18 protein-coding genes are annotated in these 16,897 nt (G+C 64.9%); 12 read left to right on the top strand and 6 right to left on the bottom strand.

Annotation, left to right across the window (positions count from 1 at the left end; genetic code table 11):
- The first annotated feature begins 23 nt into the window (after positions 1–23).
- The gene (locus ACS8YF_RS13970) at positions 24–383 is read left to right on the top strand and encodes an EamA family transporter (protein WP_440850755.1); all 360 of its coding nucleotides are present in this window, start codon (positions 24–26) and stop codon (positions 381–383) included.
- Positions 380–760 carry a DMT family transporter gene (locus tag ACS8YF_RS13965; RefSeq protein WP_440850754.1) on the top strand — a complete coding sequence of 127 codons (381 nt, stop codon included), beginning with the start codon at positions 380–382 and terminating at the stop codon, positions 758–760. The genes ACS8YF_RS13970 and ACS8YF_RS13965 overlap by 4 nt, the downstream gene beginning before the upstream one ends.
- 50 nt (positions 761–810) lie before the next feature.
- Here the strand turns inward: ACS8YF_RS13965 and ACS8YF_RS13960 are convergent, their stop codons facing one another.
- Together ACS8YF_RS13960 and ACS8YF_RS13955 are read right to left on the bottom strand one after the other, a co-directional pair.
- The gene (locus ACS8YF_RS13960; protein ID WP_440850753.1) at positions 811–1,692 is read right to left on the bottom strand and encodes an arginase family protein; all 882 of its coding nucleotides are present in this window, start codon (positions 1,690–1,692) and stop codon (positions 811–813) included.
- Positions 1,673–2,656, bottom strand: coding sequence for a peptidogalycan biosysnthesis protein (locus ACS8YF_RS13955; protein ID WP_440850752.1), 984 nt, complete (start codon positions 2,654–2,656; stop codon positions 1,673–1,675). Before ACS8YF_RS13955 ends, ACS8YF_RS13960 begins: the two co-directional genes overlap by 20 nt.
- 206 nt (positions 2,657–2,862) lie before the next feature.
- On the opposite strand from ACS8YF_RS13955, the gene ACS8YF_RS13950 reads away from it, so the two are divergent.
- Entirely contained in the window at positions 2,863–3,129 is a 267-nt protein-coding gene (locus ACS8YF_RS13950) for an acyl carrier protein (protein WP_440850751.1), read from the top strand.
- Positions 3,130–3,165: 36 nt separating this feature from the next.
- Positions 3,166–4,389 (top strand): beta-ketoacyl-[acyl-carrier-protein] synthase family protein, encoded by a 1,224-nt coding sequence (locus tag ACS8YF_RS13945; protein ID WP_440850778.1) that lies wholly within the window; start codon positions 3,166–3,168, stop codon positions 4,387–4,389.
- Between the two features lie 90 nt (positions 4,390–4,479).
- Here ACS8YF_RS13945 and ACS8YF_RS13940 read toward each other — a convergent pair whose 3' ends face one another.
- Positions 4,480–5,892, bottom strand: coding sequence for an aspartate aminotransferase family protein (locus ACS8YF_RS13940; RefSeq protein WP_440850750.1), 1,413 nt, complete (start codon positions 5,890–5,892; stop codon positions 4,480–4,482).
- A 27-nt stretch (positions 5,893–5,919) separates the two neighbouring features.
- Positions 5,920–6,585 (bottom strand): MtnX-like HAD-IB family phosphatase, encoded by a 666-nt coding sequence (locus ACS8YF_RS13935; RefSeq protein WP_440850749.1) that lies wholly within the window; start codon positions 6,583–6,585, stop codon positions 5,920–5,922.
- Between the two features lie 262 nt (positions 6,586–6,847).
- Between ACS8YF_RS13935 and ACS8YF_RS13930 the strand changes: the two genes are divergently transcribed.
- Together ACS8YF_RS13930 and ACS8YF_RS13925 are read left to right on the top strand one after the other, a co-directional pair.
- Positions 6,848–7,681, top strand: a complete 834-nt coding sequence (locus ACS8YF_RS13930; protein ID WP_440850748.1) for an alpha/beta fold hydrolase — start codon at positions 6,848–6,850, stop codon at positions 7,679–7,681.
- Between the two features lie 62 nt (positions 7,682–7,743).
- Positions 7,744–8,097, top strand: a complete 354-nt coding sequence (locus ACS8YF_RS13925) for a hypothetical protein (RefSeq protein ID WP_440850747.1) — start codon at positions 7,744–7,746, stop codon at positions 8,095–8,097.
- A gap of 87 nt (positions 8,098–8,184) precedes the next feature.
- Here the strand turns inward: ACS8YF_RS13925 and ACS8YF_RS13920 are convergent, their stop codons facing one another.
- Positions 8,185–9,249, bottom strand: a complete 1,065-nt coding sequence (locus tag ACS8YF_RS13920; protein ID WP_440850746.1) for an NAD(P)-dependent alcohol dehydrogenase — start codon at positions 9,247–9,249, stop codon at positions 8,185–8,187.
- A gap of 248 nt (positions 9,250–9,497) precedes the next feature.
- Here ACS8YF_RS13920 and ACS8YF_RS13915 point away from each other — a divergent pair, with 248 nt between their 5' ends.
- Complete coding sequence (locus tag ACS8YF_RS13915; protein ID WP_440850745.1) at positions 9,498–10,382, top strand: AraC family transcriptional regulator; 885 nt, start codon at positions 9,498–9,500, stop codon at positions 10,380–10,382.
- Between the two features lie 3 nt (positions 10,383–10,385).
- Here the strand turns inward: ACS8YF_RS13915 and arfB are convergent, their stop codons facing one another.
- Positions 10,386–10,811 (bottom strand): alternative ribosome rescue aminoacyl-tRNA hydrolase ArfB, encoded by a 426-nt coding sequence (gene arfB, locus ACS8YF_RS13910; RefSeq protein ID WP_440850744.1) that lies wholly within the window; start codon positions 10,809–10,811, stop codon positions 10,386–10,388.
- 121 nt (positions 10,812–10,932) lie between these two features.
- Here arfB and ACS8YF_RS13905 point away from each other — a divergent pair, with 121 nt between their 5' ends.
- The 5 genes from ACS8YF_RS13905 to ACS8YF_RS13885 all read left to right on the top strand — a co-directional run bounded on the left by ACS8YF_RS13905 (position 10,933) and on the right by ACS8YF_RS13885 (position 16,798).
- On the top strand, positions 10,933–12,210 hold the full coding sequence (locus ACS8YF_RS13905; protein WP_440850743.1) for a putative DNA modification/repair radical SAM protein: 1,278 nt from the start codon (positions 10,933–10,935) through the stop codon (positions 12,208–12,210).
- 22 nt (positions 12,211–12,232) lie between these two features.
- The gene (locus ACS8YF_RS13900; RefSeq protein WP_440850742.1) at positions 12,233–12,877 is read left to right on the top strand and encodes a hypothetical protein; all 645 of its coding nucleotides are present in this window, start codon (positions 12,233–12,235) and stop codon (positions 12,875–12,877) included.
- Positions 12,878–12,979: 102 nt separating this feature from the next.
- Entirely contained in the window at positions 12,980–13,753 is a 774-nt protein-coding gene (locus ACS8YF_RS13895; protein WP_440850741.1) for a DUF3307 domain-containing protein, read from the top strand.
- A 2-nt stretch (positions 13,754–13,755) separates the two neighbouring features.
- Positions 13,756–15,213: a UdgX family uracil-DNA binding protein gene (locus ACS8YF_RS13890; protein ID WP_440850740.1), complete on the top strand. Its 1,458-nt coding sequence runs from the start codon at positions 13,756–13,758 to the stop codon at positions 15,211–15,213.
- A gap of 166 nt (positions 15,214–15,379) precedes the next feature.
- Complete coding sequence (locus tag ACS8YF_RS13885) at positions 15,380–16,798, top strand: sugar porter family MFS transporter (RefSeq protein WP_440850739.1); 1,419 nt, start codon at positions 15,380–15,382, stop codon at positions 16,796–16,798.
- The last annotated feature ends 99 nt before the right edge of the window (positions 16,799–16,897 follow it).

Here is a 16,897-nt window from a genome sequence, read left to right as displayed (position 1 = left end):
CGCTCCGTGCCCCGGTCGAGCCCATGACGCCGACCGTTCTGCTGCTCTGGCTGATCGTGGAACTGTTCGATACCACCGGCCAGCTGACCTTCAAGGCCGCGGCCAGTCATGGGATCGAGGGCGATGGCCTGGCGCACTGGCGGCATATGCTGGTGCGGCCGTGGATCTGGCTCGGCGGGGCCTGCTATGTGTTCGAGTTTCTGGCCTGGATCGCGTTTCTGTCGCTGATACCGCTGGGCCGGGGCATTCTGCTCGGCTCGATCAACATCGTGGCGATCATGCTGGCCGGCCGTCTTCTGTTCGGTGAGCGTCTGACCCGGCTGCGCGTGCTGGGTATTGCATTGGTCGCGCTCGGCGTGGCGATTGTCGGGGCCGGCACATGAAGCGTTTTTATCTCATCGGATTCGCGGTTCTGCTGAGTTTCGACACCCTGGCGCAGCTCAGCTTCAAATACGCCGGCGACCGTGCGTTGCCGGTACAGGCCAATCTGGCGTGGCTGGAACGCGTATTCACGCAACCCTGGGTCTATGGCGCGGTCATCGGTTACATCGGCGCTTTTTTCACCTGGATGACGCTGCTGCGGCGGGCCCCGATCGGCCCCGCGTTCGCCGCATCGCATCTCGAGGTGGTCAGCGTGCTGCTGCTTTCGGTCCCGATCTTCGGCGAATCCATCGGCTGGAGTCAGGCGCTCGGCGCTGTGGCGATCGTCGCCGGCATCGTTTGTCTGGCGCTGAGCGAACCCGATAGCGCCGGGCATTAAGAGCCTATTGGATAGGCTCTGACTGAGCGCGGCCGCGTCATCGGTGCCCGCTATGCCGGATCGGGGCGCCAGGCGGCCTGTATCCGTTGCAGCAGACGCCGGTTCAGGGCGTGTTGTGTCTCTTGCCAGTCGGCGAGCTGGTCGGCCGGCACCTCGCATTGCTGGTCGAGCGACGACAGCAGGCGTTTCCACCATTGACGATAGTGCGCGACCGAGACTTCCCCGGTGATATCGCAGCCGACGATACGTCCGCGCAGCGCTTGCAGCGCCGCGGTCAACTGCGACTCGCGCATCAGGCCCTGGTCCCAGTTGGTCCGTGCATCCTCGACACTCAGCACATCCTTGTCGATGGACAGGTAGATCGGCGAGCGGTCGCGGGCCATGTGTTCGGCAAACGCCCGGTGCAGCGTCTCGATGTCGTCGAAACTTGAAAATGCATGGCCCAGTCCCAGCCGCCGCGCCCAGGCGACGTCGACGCCCGTGGACCAATAGCGCAAACGCTTCGAATACAGCGGTCGCAGATAATTCTCCCAGGCATGACCGAGGCCGATGTCCGGGGATGTGATGCCGACCACATGTACCTGGCGCACGCCCGGCAGCGCCAACGCCCGGCGGACCCAGGAGCCGCAATGGATTCCGAACGGAAAGCGCATGTTGTCCGGATGATTGTCGAATACGACGACATCCAGGCCCGGTAGCCGGGCACTGGTTCGTTCGATCAATGGCAGGCTCAGGTGATGGAAATCGCCGCTGCCGATGAAGACCGGGCCGGCATCCCGCGGCATCTTGCCGGCGAGCTCGCGGCCGAAGCCCCGTAACGCGCGGCGGCTGCAGGCGAACCGCAGGCGTTCCGTCCAGCCGTCGAGCGCAATCCGGATGCCGCGCTCAAGCGGGCCGATCGACCCATCGAGATCAAGTGCGATGGGATACATGGGCGGTGCGCTGTTCATACCATTGTCGGTCGCTTTCGAAATACGGCGCCAGGCGGCGCAATATCGCGCGCAGCAGGCGGTTGCGCGGCCGTACCGCATGTCGTGTGAAGGTGAAGTGGGCGCCGAGATGCGACTTGACCTCCGGGTCGGTCCAGCCGGCGATGTAATGCGTCAGGCCGCGCTCGCGGGCATAGCTCAGATTGTGCATCCAGCTTACCGCGTAGAGATTGTGATCGCGCGCGGCCGGGTAGTCGAAGCCGACATACTTGTCGACCAGCCCGCCGGCATGCTCGAAGCACAGGTTCCAGCCGATCATCTGCTGCTGGTGACGATAGACGAACATCACGCCGCCATTGTCGGCATCTTCGAAAACGGCGCGAAAGAAGCTCGCGTCGAGGTGGTCGAAGTGTACTTCGCTCTGGGCGTAGACCTGCTCGTACAGGGCGATGCAGGCATCCTGCAGGGCGGGGTCGAGCAGTTCGGCGCCACCGGTATGCAACGCCTGTACCTCCAACTGATCGCGTGATCGCAGCTTGCGCCGGATATTGCGCCGCGCCCCGCGTGACAGGCGCTTCAGATAGGTGTCTTCGCTATCGAAATCGATCGGCACCCAGGCCAGGGCCTGACCTTCCACGATGACGAAGCCGGCCGCCTCGCAGGCCTTCACGAAGTCGTCGACGAACGCGTTGGCGTCTGCGTCCAGCAGTGGCGAAGCCTGCGGCAGATCCTTGACGATGAGAAATGGCCATGACTTGCGGTTTGCCGCCACCAGTTCCCGGGCCAGGGCAGGGGCGTCGCCGCCGGCGGGCAACCAGGCGTATTCGCTGACGGTTGCACCGGCAAAGAGCGTGCGCGGTTGTAGCCAACGCCGCCAATAGCGAAACAGCGGCAGTTTTTCCATGCGACGACGAAATGCCGGCTCGGCGGTGGTGAGCAGATCGAATCGGGTGGAAAAGACGGGCATTGCCCGGGGGCCCGCGCCTGCGGCAAATCCGGTCGGTGGATGGGCCTGAAAATGGCGGACCAGTGAGGCGGGCTCCAACTGCCCGATGAAAGGTCGCGGCAAGGTTCGTCTCCTACGCTGTGGAACGGGTTCGGGGCTTTCGCGCTGGCGGCATACGTCGGGCGCGCGACCGCGGGCGGATTCCATACGTGCCTGGGAGCAACAAGATGTCGGCGACAGTCCAGACCGAGATTCTCCAGATCATCGCGGCCCACACCGACGTCGGCCCCGATGACATCGGACTCGATGCCACCCTCGACGATCTCGGCATCGCTTCGATGGAAGCCATCGAAATCCTGTTCGATCTCGAAGAGCACTTCGATATCACCTTGCCCGAGCGCGATCCGAACTTCGATACCGGCACGGTCCGCGGGCTGATCGACGTGGTCACGGCCGAACTGGCCGGCGCGGCGGCAAAGTCGACGGGAAACTGATCCTTGAGCGACTCAGCGTCATCCCGGACCCAGCGCATGCATCGTGTCGTGATCACCGGCATGGGAGCGGTCAGCGCGCTCGGCCTCGGAGCCGACCCGCTCTGGCGCGCCATGGTGGAAGGCCGCAGTGGCATTCGTCCCCTGCAGTCGCCGGCGGAGAATGTCAGCTTACGCATGAAGGTTGCGGCACAGCTGGAAGACTTCGATCCGAGCGTTCATTTTGAAAGCGGCCAACTGAGCCTGCTCGACCGGGTCTCGCAACTGGCACTTTTGGCCGCCCGCGAGGCGGTCGCGCAATCGGGGCTCGATTTCGCCGCGAATGAAGCGCTTTGCAGGCGTGCGGCTACCGTCGTGGGCACCGGCGTGGGCGGCGAGTTTTCGCGCGACGAACAGAGCCAGCGTCTTTATCGCGACAATTCGACCCGTATTCATCCGCTGTCGATCGTGCGCTTGATGCCCAATGCACCGGCGAGCCAGATCAGTATCGAGCACGGCCTGGCCGGCCCGGCCTTCGGTGTCGTCAGCGCCTGCGCATCGTCCAACCATGCGGTGACCCAGGCGGCCACGATGCTGCGTTGCGGCCTGGCCGATGTCGCGCTGGCCGGGGGCACCGACTCTTGTCTCAGCCTGTCGGGCATACGCGGCTGGGAGGCGATGCGCGTGGTGGCGGACGATACCTGTCGCCCGTTCTGCAAGCAGCGTCGCGGGCTGGTGCTGGCCGAAGGCGCCGGGATCTGTGTTCTCGAAACGCTGGCGCATGCGCAGCAGCGGGGCGCCACGATTCTGGCCGAACTGGCCGGTTTCGGCATGAGCGCCGATGCCGGCGACATCGTGGCGCCCTCGGCACAGGGCGCCATGCGTGCCATGCAGTCGGCACTCGACGATGCGGGCCTGCAGCCCGCACAGGTCGGCTACATCAATGCGCACGGCACCGGCACGATGGCCAACGACGCCACCGAGACGCGCGCTATCCACGCGGTATTCGGCGAGCACGCCGCGCGTCTTGCCGTGTCCTCGACCAAGGGGGTGCACGGCCACGCCCTGGGCGCGTCCGGTGCGCTGGAACTGGTCGCGGCACTGGGGGTGCTGCGACAGGATCTGATTCCGCCCACGGCCAATTTTCTCGATCCCGATCCGGCCTGCGATCTCGATTACGTGCCCAATGTCGCGCGGGAACAACGTGTCGACACGTTGTTGTCCAACTCGTTCGCCTTTGGCGGGCTCAATGCGGTACTCGCGCTGCGTCGCTTCCAAAGCTGACGGGGCCGCCCCGAAGGCGGCCCCGTCGAAACCGGAATGCGGCGAACGCTGGATCGTGAATATCGCTTCCGGCATCGGCCAAAGCGCCGCTCAGGCGGCGCGCTTGGCGCGGGTCAGCAGTTGATCGATCAGGGCGATGCCGAGGTCGATCTCCTCGGTGCTGATATGCAGCGAGGGCGCCAGCGTAATCACGTTCTTGTAATAGCCGCCGATGTCCAGCACCAGGCCCAGTTTGCGACCGTTGTGCTCCAGATCGCCGGCCAGGCCGATGTCGACCATGCGATCGACCAGCGCCTTGTTGGGCGTGAAGCCGTCCTCGGCGCAGATCTCGCAGCGCAGGGCCAGGCCCAGGCCATCGACGTCGCCGATCTCCTTGTGGCGCTTTTGCAAGTCCTGCAGGCCTTCCAGGAAGTGCGCGCCCTTGGCCATGACCATGGCCTCGTAGTCGGTCTCGTGCATCATCTTCATGGCCTCCAGGCCCACCGCGGTGCCCAGCGGATTGGCGTTGAAGGTCGAATGCGTGGAGCCGGGCGGGAATACCTCGGGGTTGATCAGCTCTTCGCGCGCCCACAGGCCCGACAGCGGGTTCAGGCCGTTGGTCAGCGCCTTGCCGAACACGATCATGTCCGGCGTGACGCCGAAGTGCTCGATCGACCACAGCTTGCCGGTGCGATAGAAACCCATCTGGATTTCGTCGCAGACCATCAGGATGCCGTACTGGTCCAGCACCTTCTTCAGGCCCTGGAAGTAGTTCATCGGCGGCATGATGTAACCGCCGGTACCCTGCAGCGGCTCGACGTAGAATGCGGCATATTCGCACTCGCCGACCTTCGGGTCCCACACGCCGTGGTACTCGGTTTCGAACAGGCGGGCGAACTCGGCCACCAGGTGCTCGCCGTACTCTTCCTTGCCCATGCCCTTGGGGCGACGGAACGGGTACGGATACGGCAGGAACATCGCGCGCTCGCCGAAGTGGCCGTAGCGGCGGCGGTAGCGGTAGCTCGACGTGATCGCCGAGGCGCCGAGGGTGCGGCCGTGATAGCCGCCCTCGAAGGCGAACATCAGGCTCTTGCCGCCGGTGTAGTTGCGCACGATCTTGAGCGAATCCTCGATCGCCTGCGCGCCGCCCACGTTGAAGTGCACGCGCCCGGGCAGGCCGAACTTGCGCTCGGCGTCGACGGCGATGGTCTTGGCCAGCTCGATCTTCTCGCGATGCAGATACTGACTGGCAACCTGCGGCAGATGATCGATCTGGCGCTTGAGCGCGTCGTTGAGGCGCGGGTTGGCGTAACCGAAGTTGACCGCCGAATACCACATCTGCAGGTCGAGGTACGGGGTGCCGGAGGAGTCGTACATATAGCTGCCTTCGCAGCCTTCGAACAGTTTCGGCGGGTCGGTGTAGTGGACGGTGTCGCCGAACGAGCAGTACCGGGCCTCGTCGGCCAGCAAGGCTTCATCCGTGGCCTCGATGCCGATGGCATCCGTGTTCAAAACGCTACTCATAGCCATTTGCCTTCGCAGGGGGAAGTTTCAGGAAAAGACGGTCGCCAGGCCGGCCAATTCGGGCAGGCGCGGCAACAGCCGCCGTGCATCGCGCAGATCGCTGATCGATGAATGGGGGATGCCCTTGGTGCGACAGTGTTCGATCAGGCGGTCCTTGGCGAACACGTAGTCGGCGGTGCCCGCGACACAGAAATCCGATCGGCCGTCGCCAATGAGAAGTGTCGGGGCCTGATCCGTGGCGATGCGGCATTTACAGGTGCCGCTGGCCGCGGCGCAGGCCGGACTCGCGAACGGCGAGCGCATCGACCAGCCGCGGTCGCCGTCGTGCAGCAGTTGATTGGCGCGAATCGGCAGGTGATCCAGGCCATAGCCGGCGAGAATGCGGCGGATGGCATAGTCCAGGCCGTCGCTGACCACGGTCACGGACATGCCCATGCGCACGGCATCGGCGATGAATGCCGGGAATGCCGGGTCGATGATCATGCTGTCGAGCAATGCATCGACGGCCTGCTGCGGCGCATCGATCAGGGCCACCTGGGCCGTCATGCATTCACGCGAGCCGATGCGGCCCGCACGCCAATCCGCTTCGATGCGCATCCACTCGGCTGGCGCGAATTTCGTCAACAAGGCATCGGTGACATCATCCACGGCGATCGTGCCGTCGAAATCACACAGGATCATGCAATCGCGCAAGAAGCACTCCGGCTTTAAGCTTTAACTGGGCGTCAGGCTATCGACGTTTTCTTTCGGCGCCCTTTCCGGCCTCGGCCGGCGGCGGGCATCGATGCGCCAATCGTCGGGCCCGTGCGCCCGGCGTACAGGACCGGGGCGCCAGGATGGCACCGAATCCGCAGCGCCACGCGCATGCGGCGCGCCGACCGCCGAACGCTTTTCTGGCCGGTCGAGCTGGCGCATATTGGGCGGGTTGATTATTCGTTCCTGATGGAGAGTCCCCATGGCTTATGTGCAAATCGGCACCGAAAACACGGCCCCGATCGAGCTGTACTACGAGGATGTCGGCGCCGGTCGCCCGGTCGTGCTCATTCATGGCTGGCCGTTGTCGGGCCGGTCCTGGGAAAACCAGGTGCGGTCACTGGTCGAGGCCGGCTATCGCGTGATCACCTACGATCGGCGCGGCTTCGGCCAGTCGTCCCAGCCATGGGAGGGCTACGATTACGACAGCCTTGCGGCGGATCTGCATGCACTGATGGAGAGGCTGGACCTGCACGACGCCACCCTGGTCGGGTTTTCCATGGGCGGCGGCGAAGTCGCGCGTTATCTCGGCACCTACGGCAGCTCGCGGATTGCCGGGGCGGTGTTCGCCGCGGCCGTGCCGCCGTATCTGTACCGCAGCGACGACAATCCGCAAGGCGGCCTGGACGAGGCCACCATCGCGCAGTTCGAGGCCGGTGTGACCGGCGACCGGCTAGCCTTCATGGAGGAATTCTCGTCGAATTTCTTTTCCACCGAAGAGGGCGGCCTGCTGGTCAGTGAAGCCGCCCGCATCTATCACCGCAATCTGGCCTGGGGCGCTTCGGCCAAGGGCACGCTGGACTGCATCGCGGCCTTCGGGCGCACCGACTTCCGCGCCGATCTGGAACGGATCGATGTGCCGACGCTGGTCATTCACGGCGATGCCGATGCCATCGTGCCGCTGGAGGTTTCGGGCAAGCGCACCGCCGAGAGCATTCCGGATGCCTCGCTGGTGGTCATTCAGGGCGGGCCGCACGGCATCAACGCCACGCATGCCGACGAGTTCAACCAGGCATTGATCGAGTTTCTCGATTAATTCGCACCCGGCCCGTCGGGCAGGGTGCCCGGACGGGCTCGGCATCGAACCGGAACCAACCGATGAACAAACTAATTCGGGGTGTCGTGGGCGTGGGGCTGGTCGCCGCCGGCTTGAGCGGTTGTCAGCAAAGCGCCGTCGGCAGTAACGCTACCGGCCTGGATCAGGACAAGTTGTGCCAGGTCGATACCTGGAAACCGGTGACGGTCGCCCACAGCTGCAAGGCCGGCCAGAAAGTGCTGTTCCGCCCGGACAAATCCGCCGCCGACGATGCGCCCGTGCTGTTTGCCGCCGCCAATTGCGATATGCGGTATTCGGTGGCGGTGACCCCGGTGGGCGCGACCTGTATCTACAAGCCGATCCGCTCGGCCGGGAAGATGGCGGCAGCCAAGGCCGACAAAGGTCACGGCTCGTGAACGACACCTAGACGCCGCGCATGAAAAAACCGGCGCCCACGACGGGCGCCGGTTTGCCGGCCGCGCTGGCCGGGCGGATCGAGCGGCTTACGCCGCCTTGTTTTTCAGCGACGCCATGTCGATGACGAAGCGATAGCGGACATCGCCATCCTTCATGCGTTCGAAGGCTTCGTTGATGTAGTCCATGTCGATCATTTCGACATCACAGGTGATGCCTTTTTGTGCGCAGAAATCCAGCACTTCCTGGGTTTCCGGCATGCCACCGATCAACGAGCCGCCGACCACGCGGCGCTTGAACACCAGATTCATGCCGGTGATGGCCGGTTCGATCGGATCCATCAGGCCGACCAGAATATGCGTGCCGTCGTACTTCAACGTGCCCAGATAGGGATCGATCGGATGCTGTACCGGCACGGTGTCGAGCATGAAATCGAAGGTTTCGGCCACCGCGTTCATCTGTGCGTCGTCGGTCGAGACCACGACATGATCGGCGCCATTGGACTTGGCCTCGGCCACCTTGGATTCGGAACGGGTGAACACGGTCACTTCTGCGCCCAGCGCCTTGGCGAGCTTGACGCCCATGTGGCCCAGGCCGCCCATGCCGATCACGCCGACCTTGTCGCCGGCCTTGACGCCGTAGTGCTTGAGCGGGGAGTAGGTCGTGATGCCGGCGCACATGATCGGTGCCGCCGATTTGAGATCGATGCCGTCGGGCATCCTGACCACGAAACGCTCGGACACGACCACAAAGGTGGAATACCCGCCCTGCGTCATGCTGCCGTCGTGGCGATCCTCACTGCCATAGGTCATGGTGAAGCCGTTGAGGCAATACTGTTCCAGGCCGTCGTGACAGGCATCGCATTCGCGGCAGGAGTCGACCATGCAGCCGACGCCGACCAGATCGCCCTCGGCGTAGTGCTTCACCTCGGGGCCGACGTGGGTCACCCGGCCCACGATCTCGTGGCCCGGCACGATCGGGAATTCGGTGAAACCCCAGTCGTTCCTGGCGAAATGCAGATCGGAATGACAGACGCCGCAGTAGAGGATCTCGATCGAGACATCGTCCGGGCGCGGGTCGCGCCGCTCGAGGTGCCAGTGTTCAAGTGGTTTGTCGGCGGCGTGGGCCGCGTAGGCTTGGGTCTCGGTAGGCATGAAGCTTCCTTGTGATGGCAAAGAGTGCAGGCGTCGGCCTGCCGTCGGCGTCTTAGATTGGTCCGGCAGCGGCTTGAAACCATAGGCATTCATGGCTTGTTTATGCCCGAAACTATGAGCCGCGGGGGCATGACACGGGAAAACTACGCGATTCCGTGCACAATCGTATTTCGGTTCAACAGTGCAGCAGTGTAATGACCGATCCGATGACAAAGGCCGGCCCGACAGACCTTCAGCGAATGGCGCGCATGATCGAGCGCCACGTATGCCATGACGGTTTCAACGATACCGCCCTGCATGCGTTGTCGCTGGTCGCTTCGCATTGTCATCGACAACGCGAGCCGATCGTGTACGAACCTGGCCTGATCTTCATTGTTCAGGGCGAAAAAACCGGCTTCATCGACGATCGCGTGATCCGTTACGGGGCCGGCCATTATCTGGTTCAGGCCATCCCGCTCCCGTTCGAATGCGAAACCGCCGGATCGGCCGATGCGCCATTGCTGGGCGCGGCCCTGCGAATCGCCCCGGAATTACTGGCCGAACTCGCCGGGGCCGTGAGCCCGGCAGAGTCCGGACGCGGCGCGGCGCGGGTCGAGGATACCCTGCCCATGGCGGCGGTGACGCTCGACGGCGCCATCGGGAATGCGCTGGAGCGGTTGCTGGCCTGTCTGGAGGATCCGTCGGCCGCGCGCGCGCTGGGCCAGGCGCGGATCCGCGAAGTGATCTTCGCGGCGTTGCGTGGGCCCCAGGGCCATCTGCTGCGTCAACTGCTGCAATCCCAGGGGGTCTACGCGCGCATCGGCGGCGCCATCGAGCTGCTGCGTGCCGAGTATGCCTCGCCGCTATCGGTCCCCGCGCTGGCGGCCCGGGCGCACATGAGCGTGTCGAGCTTCCATGCCCACTTCAAGCAGCTCACGCGGATCTCGCCGTTGCAATATCAAAAGCGCATCCGCCTGCTCAAGGCCCGCGACCTGCTGGTGCAGAACGCCGCCAACGTCAGCGGCGCGGCGAGTGCCGTGGGCTATCAGAGCGCATCTCAGTTCTCGCGCGAGTACAAGCGCTACTTCGGGGTGGCGCCGACGCATGACCACGGGCTCGGCGTCGACTCCGTGGACGAATCGCTGGCGTCTTGAGGCTCAATCGCGCGGCAAGTCCCGGCCGCGCATGGCCTTGAGCCGGCCCCGTTGCTTTTTTTCATCGGTCCGTTTGCGCCGCGCGGATTTTGACGGCCGCGTCGGACGGCGTTTCTTGGGAGTCTGCCCGGCGGCGGCCACGATCGTGGCCAGGCGCTGGCGCGCGTCCTCGAGGTTGGCCTCGCGGCTGCGATACTGCTGGGCCTTGATCACGATGATGCCGTCGCGCGTAATGCGTTGATCGCTGCCCGCGCGGGCCATCAGCCGGGTCTTGTAGACCTCGGGCAGCGACGAGCCCGGAATGGCGAACCGCAGATGCACGGCCGAATTGGTCTTGTTGACCTTCTGCCCGCCAGCGCCCTGGGCGCGTACCGCCTGCCATTCGATTTCGTGTTCCTCCAGAACGACGGTGTTGGAGATCCGCAGCATCGGGGTGATCCGCGTGTGTGCATGGTGTCATCGTCGGTCAGCGCGGCGATTACGGCAAGCCGGGTATGCGAGACCAGCCGAGGGTGCATCCATTCGCGCAGAAACTGTATAAATAGCCAGTATGGAAACGATCCGGAAACTGGCGATCCTCGCGGACGCCGCCAAGTATGATGCCTCCTGTGCCTCCAGCGGTACGGTGTCGCGTTCGTCGCGCGGCGGGCGCGGCGTCGGCTCGGCCGAGGGCTCGGGTATCTGTCATGCCTATGCGCCGGACGGGCGCTGCATCTCGCTGCTCAAGATCCTGCTGACCAATTTCTGCATCTACGAGTGCAGCTATTGCATCAACCGCAATTCGTCGAACGTGCAACGGGCGCGATTCTCGACCGCGGAAGTGGTCAACCTGACGCTGGATTTCTACCAGCGCAATTACATCGAGGGGCTGTTTCTGTCCTCGGGCGTGATCCAGACCGCCGACTACACCATGGCCCGGCTCGTCGAGGTGGCGCGCAGCCTGCGTGTCGATCACGATTTTCGGGGTTATATCCATCTCAAGACCATCCCGGATGCCGACGGCGGGCTGCTGGCCGAGGCGGGCCAATACGCCGATCGCCTGTCGATCAACGTGGAGCTGCCCACGCCGGCGGCCCTGCACGATCTGGCGCCGGAGAAGGATCACCGCACCATCAAGCTGTCGATGGCGCGTATCCGGTCTCGTCAGGACGAGCAGGCCGAGGCGCGGCGGGCCGCCCGACGCATCACCAACGCGCGGCCGACGCCGGCGCCGATCGAACGCTTCGCGCCGGCTGGGCAGTCGACGCAGATGATCATCGGCGCGGAGCCGTCCACGGATGCCGCCATTCTGTCGACTACGGCCGATTTGTACGCGTCCTATCGGCTCAAACGTGTCTATTTTTCGGCGTTTTCGCCGATCCCGGATGCCTCGGCCAAGTTGCCGGCACGGCGTACGTCGCTGATGCGTGAGCATCGGCTGTATCAATCCGACTGGCTGATCCGGTTCTATGGTTATCGCCACGACGAAATCACCGCCGGCGGCGACGATGCGGCCGCGGCCGGCATGCTGGATCTGGAGGTCGACCCCAAGCTTGCCTGGGCGTTGCGCAACCGGGCTTATTTTCCGGTGAACCTGAATCGGGACGACCGCGAACGACTGTTGCGCGTGCCCGGCCTCGGGGTGAAATCGGTCAACCGTATTCTGGCCATGCGGCGCTGGCAGAAGGTGCGGCTCGAGGATCTGGTCGCGCTCAAGGCCGGAGTGAAAAAAGCCATGCCGTTCGTGATCTGTGCCAATCATCATCCGGGGGTGGGCGAGGTGAGCAGCGCGTTACTGCGGTCGCGGTTTGCGCCGGCCGCGACCGCGCAGCACAGTTTCGATTTCTAGGTCTGTCGAAGAGAGCCCGTTCATGCAGCAACCGACCGTCTGTGTTCTGACCGGCGATATCGTGAAGTCATCGGCGCTATCCGATGATGGCCTGGATACCGTCATGGCGGCGCTCGCCGATCTGGCAACGATCATCGGCACATGGCCGGGCGAGTCCGGCGTTTGCTACGAGCGTTTCCGCGGCGACGGCTGGCAGCTGCTCATCAACCGCCCGGCGCATGCCTTGCGTGCCTGCCTGTTCGCGCGTGCGGCCGTGCGCCGCGTGAGTGACCGGGGCGAGACGCGCATCGGCGTCGGCGTGGGCGCGGCGACAGCGGCCGCGACGTTGGCCGAGTCCTCGGGCGCGGCTTTCGAGCTGTCCGGGCACGGGTTGGAGCAGCTGGGTGTGCACCAACTCTGGCGGATTGAAGGGCAACGCGCCTCACCCGGCGAAAATGCGTTGACGCGGGCGCTGTTTGCCGTCTGCGACGAACGTTCGCGCCATTGGACCGGCCGTCAGGCGGATATCTTCATGCGGCTGGCGGCACCCGACGCGCCCCCGATGGCCGAGGTGGCCGAGGTGTTGTCGGTTCAACCGCAGACCGTGCAAACGCACTTCGCACGCGCCGGCGGGCATGCGCTGCTCGAAGCCATCGAGGCATTCGAATCGGTTGAACGCGATGCATGAGCCGCAAAAAAAGAACAGCCGTATTCGGCTGATTATTAATAAACAGCTTAATACGGCTGTTATTTCGATGCTGCGCCGGCGCGGCGAGGGGGGCGGCTCGTGATGCTCGAAACGTTGATCGCTTTGCTGTTTGCCCACGTGGCCGCCGATTTTGTCGCCCAGACACGCTGGATGATCGCGGCCAAGCGACAACCGGCTGTGTTCACGCTGCATATCTTTTGGGTGGGCGCGTTCTCGGTGCTCGCCCTTGGCGCCGCGTCGCTCGGCGCGTGGGCGGCGGTGGCGCTGGTCGTCGCCTCGCATGCCGCGCTCGACGCCGTGAAGATCCAGCCGCCCGTCGAGGCGCGGGCGGCCGCGGCGCCGTTCGGGCCGCTGCAGTTGTTCGCGATCGACCAGGTCGGCCATCTGCTGTTCATAGGGCTCGCCAGCCTGCTCTGGCCGCAGGCCTTCGCGCAGGGTTTCTGGACCGTCCTGCTGAGCCCGGCGCATGCGCGCCTGATACCGATCGGCTTTGCGCTGGTCGGCGGCTTCTGGCTCGCGACCCGGGTCGGCGATCTGATGCTCGCGTTGTTGATGGCTGGCTTTCATCGGCTGCATCGCGCAATGGACGGCGAGGATAGCCCGCAGATGCCGGGCGCCGGGGCCTGGATCGGCTGGCTCGAACGCACGCTGGTGTTTCTGTTCGTGTTGCTGGGCCAGTTCAACGCCATCGGTTTCGTGATCGCGGCCAAGTCGATCCTGCGCTTCCAATACGCGCGCGAGCCGCGGGTCAGCGAGATTGTCATCATCGGCACGCTGGCCAGCTTCGGCTGGGCGATTATCGTGGCGCTGCTCACGCATGCCGCCCTGATCGCGCTCTGGCCGGGTACCGGCTGACCATGGAACAGGTTTCGTTGTTCGGCGCCCGGGATACCGCCGCCGGCCATGTGGCGGTGGCCTTCGTGCCGGATTTTGCGGGTTGGCAGGCGGCCGCGCGTTTGCAATGGCAGGCCGGTCTGGCTCCGGACGCGCTCTGGTGGCATCCCGACCGCGAAGCGGTCGCGCCGCCCGCCGCCGCCGGCAGCGACGGGCCGCGTGTACCGAAACGGTTCGTCGCGCTGGCGCGGGCGGCGGCCTGTCATCGCGGCGCCGATCGTTGGGCATTGCTGTATCGGCTGCTCTGGCGGTTGACCCACGGCGAGCGTCATTTGTTGGCGCGGGCAGGCGACGCCGACGTGGCACGGCTGAATCGCTATGCCAAGGCGGTGCGGCGCGACGTGCACAAGATGAAGGCATTCGTGCGATTCCGCACCGTGGCGGAGCCCGGTTTCGATGAGCCGCGATACGTTGCCTGGTTCGAGCCGGAACACGAAATCGTCGATTACGCGGCCGGATTCTTCCAACGCCGCTTCGCCAACATGCGCTGGTCGATCCTCACGCCGGATCGCTGTGTGCACTGGGAGGGCGATGGCACGGTCTGGTTCTCGCCCGGCACCGACAAGAGGGCGGCGCCGGATGGCGACGTCACCGAAAACGCCTGGCAGGTGTATTACCGCAGCATCTTCAATCCGGCGCGGGTCAAGGTTCGGGCGATGATGTCGGAGATGCCGGCGAAGTATTGGAAGAATCTACCGGAAGCTGCCTTGATTCCGGGCCTGATCGCCGGTGCCGATCGTGCTGTCGCGGCCATGGAAGCGACGCGCCGCGAGCACGATACGCTGCACTGCGGGCCCACGCCGGCCTCGCCCGAGACCACTCTGACGCGTCGGGCCGAGGCGGCCGGGCCAGGATCGCTGGAACAGCTCGCGCTGCGCGCGGCGCGTTGCCGAAACTGCGATTTGTGTGGCCCGGCGACCCAGACGGTGTTCGGCGAAGGCCCGTCGCCTGCGCGCATCATGCTGGTCGGCGAGCAGCCGGGGGACGCGGAGGATGTGGCCGGGCGGCCGTTCGTCGGGCCCGCGGGCCGGCTGCTCGATGCCGCCCTGATGGATGCGGGCCTGGACCGACGCGCGTTGTATCTGACCAACGCGGTCAAGCATTTCAAGTTCACGCCCTGGGGCAGGGCGCGGCTGCATGCCAGGCCGGATCACGAGGAGGTGCGCGCATGCCGGCCGTGGCTCGAAGCCGAGATCGAGTGCGTCGCGCCCGAGATCGTGGTTGCGCTGGGCGCCACGGCGGCCGGCTCGCTGCTCGAACGCCCGCTGTCGATCACGCGCGACCGGGGACGGCGCATCGATTGGCACGGACGGTGCCTAATACTGACCGTACATCCCGCTTTCATCCTGCGCTCGCGCGCGCACCGCGACGACGAGTACCGGCGCTTCGTCGCCGATCTGAAGGCCGTTGCCGCGGCCTGAGGCCCCGAGCCCGCGGCCGTTGCGAGGTCGCGCCATGGCCTCGATCTCATCCCAAAGATGTAGTGCTGTATGGCACAACCAACGGGATAATGAATCGATTCAGCAAGCCGCGCGTTTCTATCGGTTCCGGCCGGGGGCGCGTCTTTTTTCATGCAGGTGAGAACTAATGAGCGAATCGGCCAGCACGGCGCCCGCAGGGGGGCTGAAAGGTAAACCGCTGATCGGAATGGTGTCGGTGATCGCGGCCCTCGGCGGGCTGTTGTTCGGCTACGACACCGGCATCATCGGCGTGGCCCTGCTCGGCCTTGCCCACGATTTTGCGTTGACCGACACCCTCAAGCAGGTGGTCACCGGCGCGATCATCTTCGGCGCGCTGTTCGGTGTGTTCAGCACCGGCGCGATCTCGGACAAGATCGGGCGCCGGCGTTCGATCATGCTCGTGGGGCTGATCTTCACGATCGGGTCGTTGATGTCGGCCATGGCGCCGACGGTGCTCTTTCTGGTCGCCTCGCGCTTCGTGCTCGGCCTGTCGGCCGGCAGCGCCACCCAGATCATCCCGGTCTACATCGGCGAGGTCGCGCCGCCGGCTTCGCGGGGCAAGCTGGTGGTGATGTTCCAGTTCATGGTGGTGTTCGGGATTCTGGTGGCCTATCTCACCGGCTATGCGCTGGGCGATGCCTGGCGCTGGATGTTCGGCCTCGGCATGCTTCCGGCGCTCATCCTCATGCTGGGCATGCTGTTGTTGCCGGAGTCGCCGCGCTGGCTGGTCAACCAGGATCGCGAGGCGGAAGCGATCGGCGTGCTTACCCGCGTGCGTCTGAGCCGCTCGGCCGCTGAAAACGAGGTCGGCGAAATCAGGGAAATTTCGGCCCGGCCGGAGGGCAGTTGGTCGGACCTGTTTTCGTCGTGGATTCGGCCGGCGCTGGTTGCCGGGGCCGGCATCGCGATGTTTTCGCAGATCACGGGCAACAACGCGCTGCTGTATTACGCGCCCACGATTCTCACCGAAGCCGGCTTCGGCGATAACGCCTCGATTCTGGCGTCCATCGGGGCCATCGTGCTGGTCAATATCAGCACGATCTTCGGTATCCTGATGGTCGATCGCATTGGCCGGCGCCGGTTTTTGTTGTGGATGGTGCCGGGATCCGCCGTGGCCATGGCGGTGATGGCCATTCTGTTCACGGGCGGCATGCCGCAGGCCTCGGCCGAGCAGGATCTGTTGATCGTCTGCATGGCCATCTACATGGCTTTGAACTGCAGCTTCGGCGTCGCCCTGTGGCTGATCAACGCCGAGGTCTATCCGTTGTTTGTGCGCGGCAAGGGGGCGAGTGTGGGCGCGTTCTCGCACTGGACCTTCGACCTGCTGGTCACGCTCACCACGCTCACGCTGATCAATGCGCTGGGCACCGCGGGTGCGTTCTGGCTGTACGCGGCGATCAGCGCGCTCGGCGTGGTGTTCATCGTGCGCTATGTGCCGGAAACCAACGGCCGTTCGCTCGAGCAGATCGAGGCCGATCTCAAGGCTGGCGAATTCTTTCCGGCGGATCGGCGTCGCGATCAGGCGGCGGCGGTGCCACTTCGCTGACCCCCGTGGCCGCCCACTCGGCCGGGCGGCTGCCGGTCCATCTGGCCCATCTCAATCTGTTCGCCGAATCGCGTTATGCTCGACCTTCGTGCTCGCACA

It is taken from the genome of Salinisphaera sp. SWV1 (assembly GCF_052044155.1).
GTDB lineage: Bacteria > Pseudomonadota > Gammaproteobacteria > Nevskiales > Salinisphaeraceae > Salinisphaera.
The sequence above is the reverse complement of the archived record's forward strand: the minus strand, read 5'-3'. Positions and strand labels throughout refer to the sequence as shown.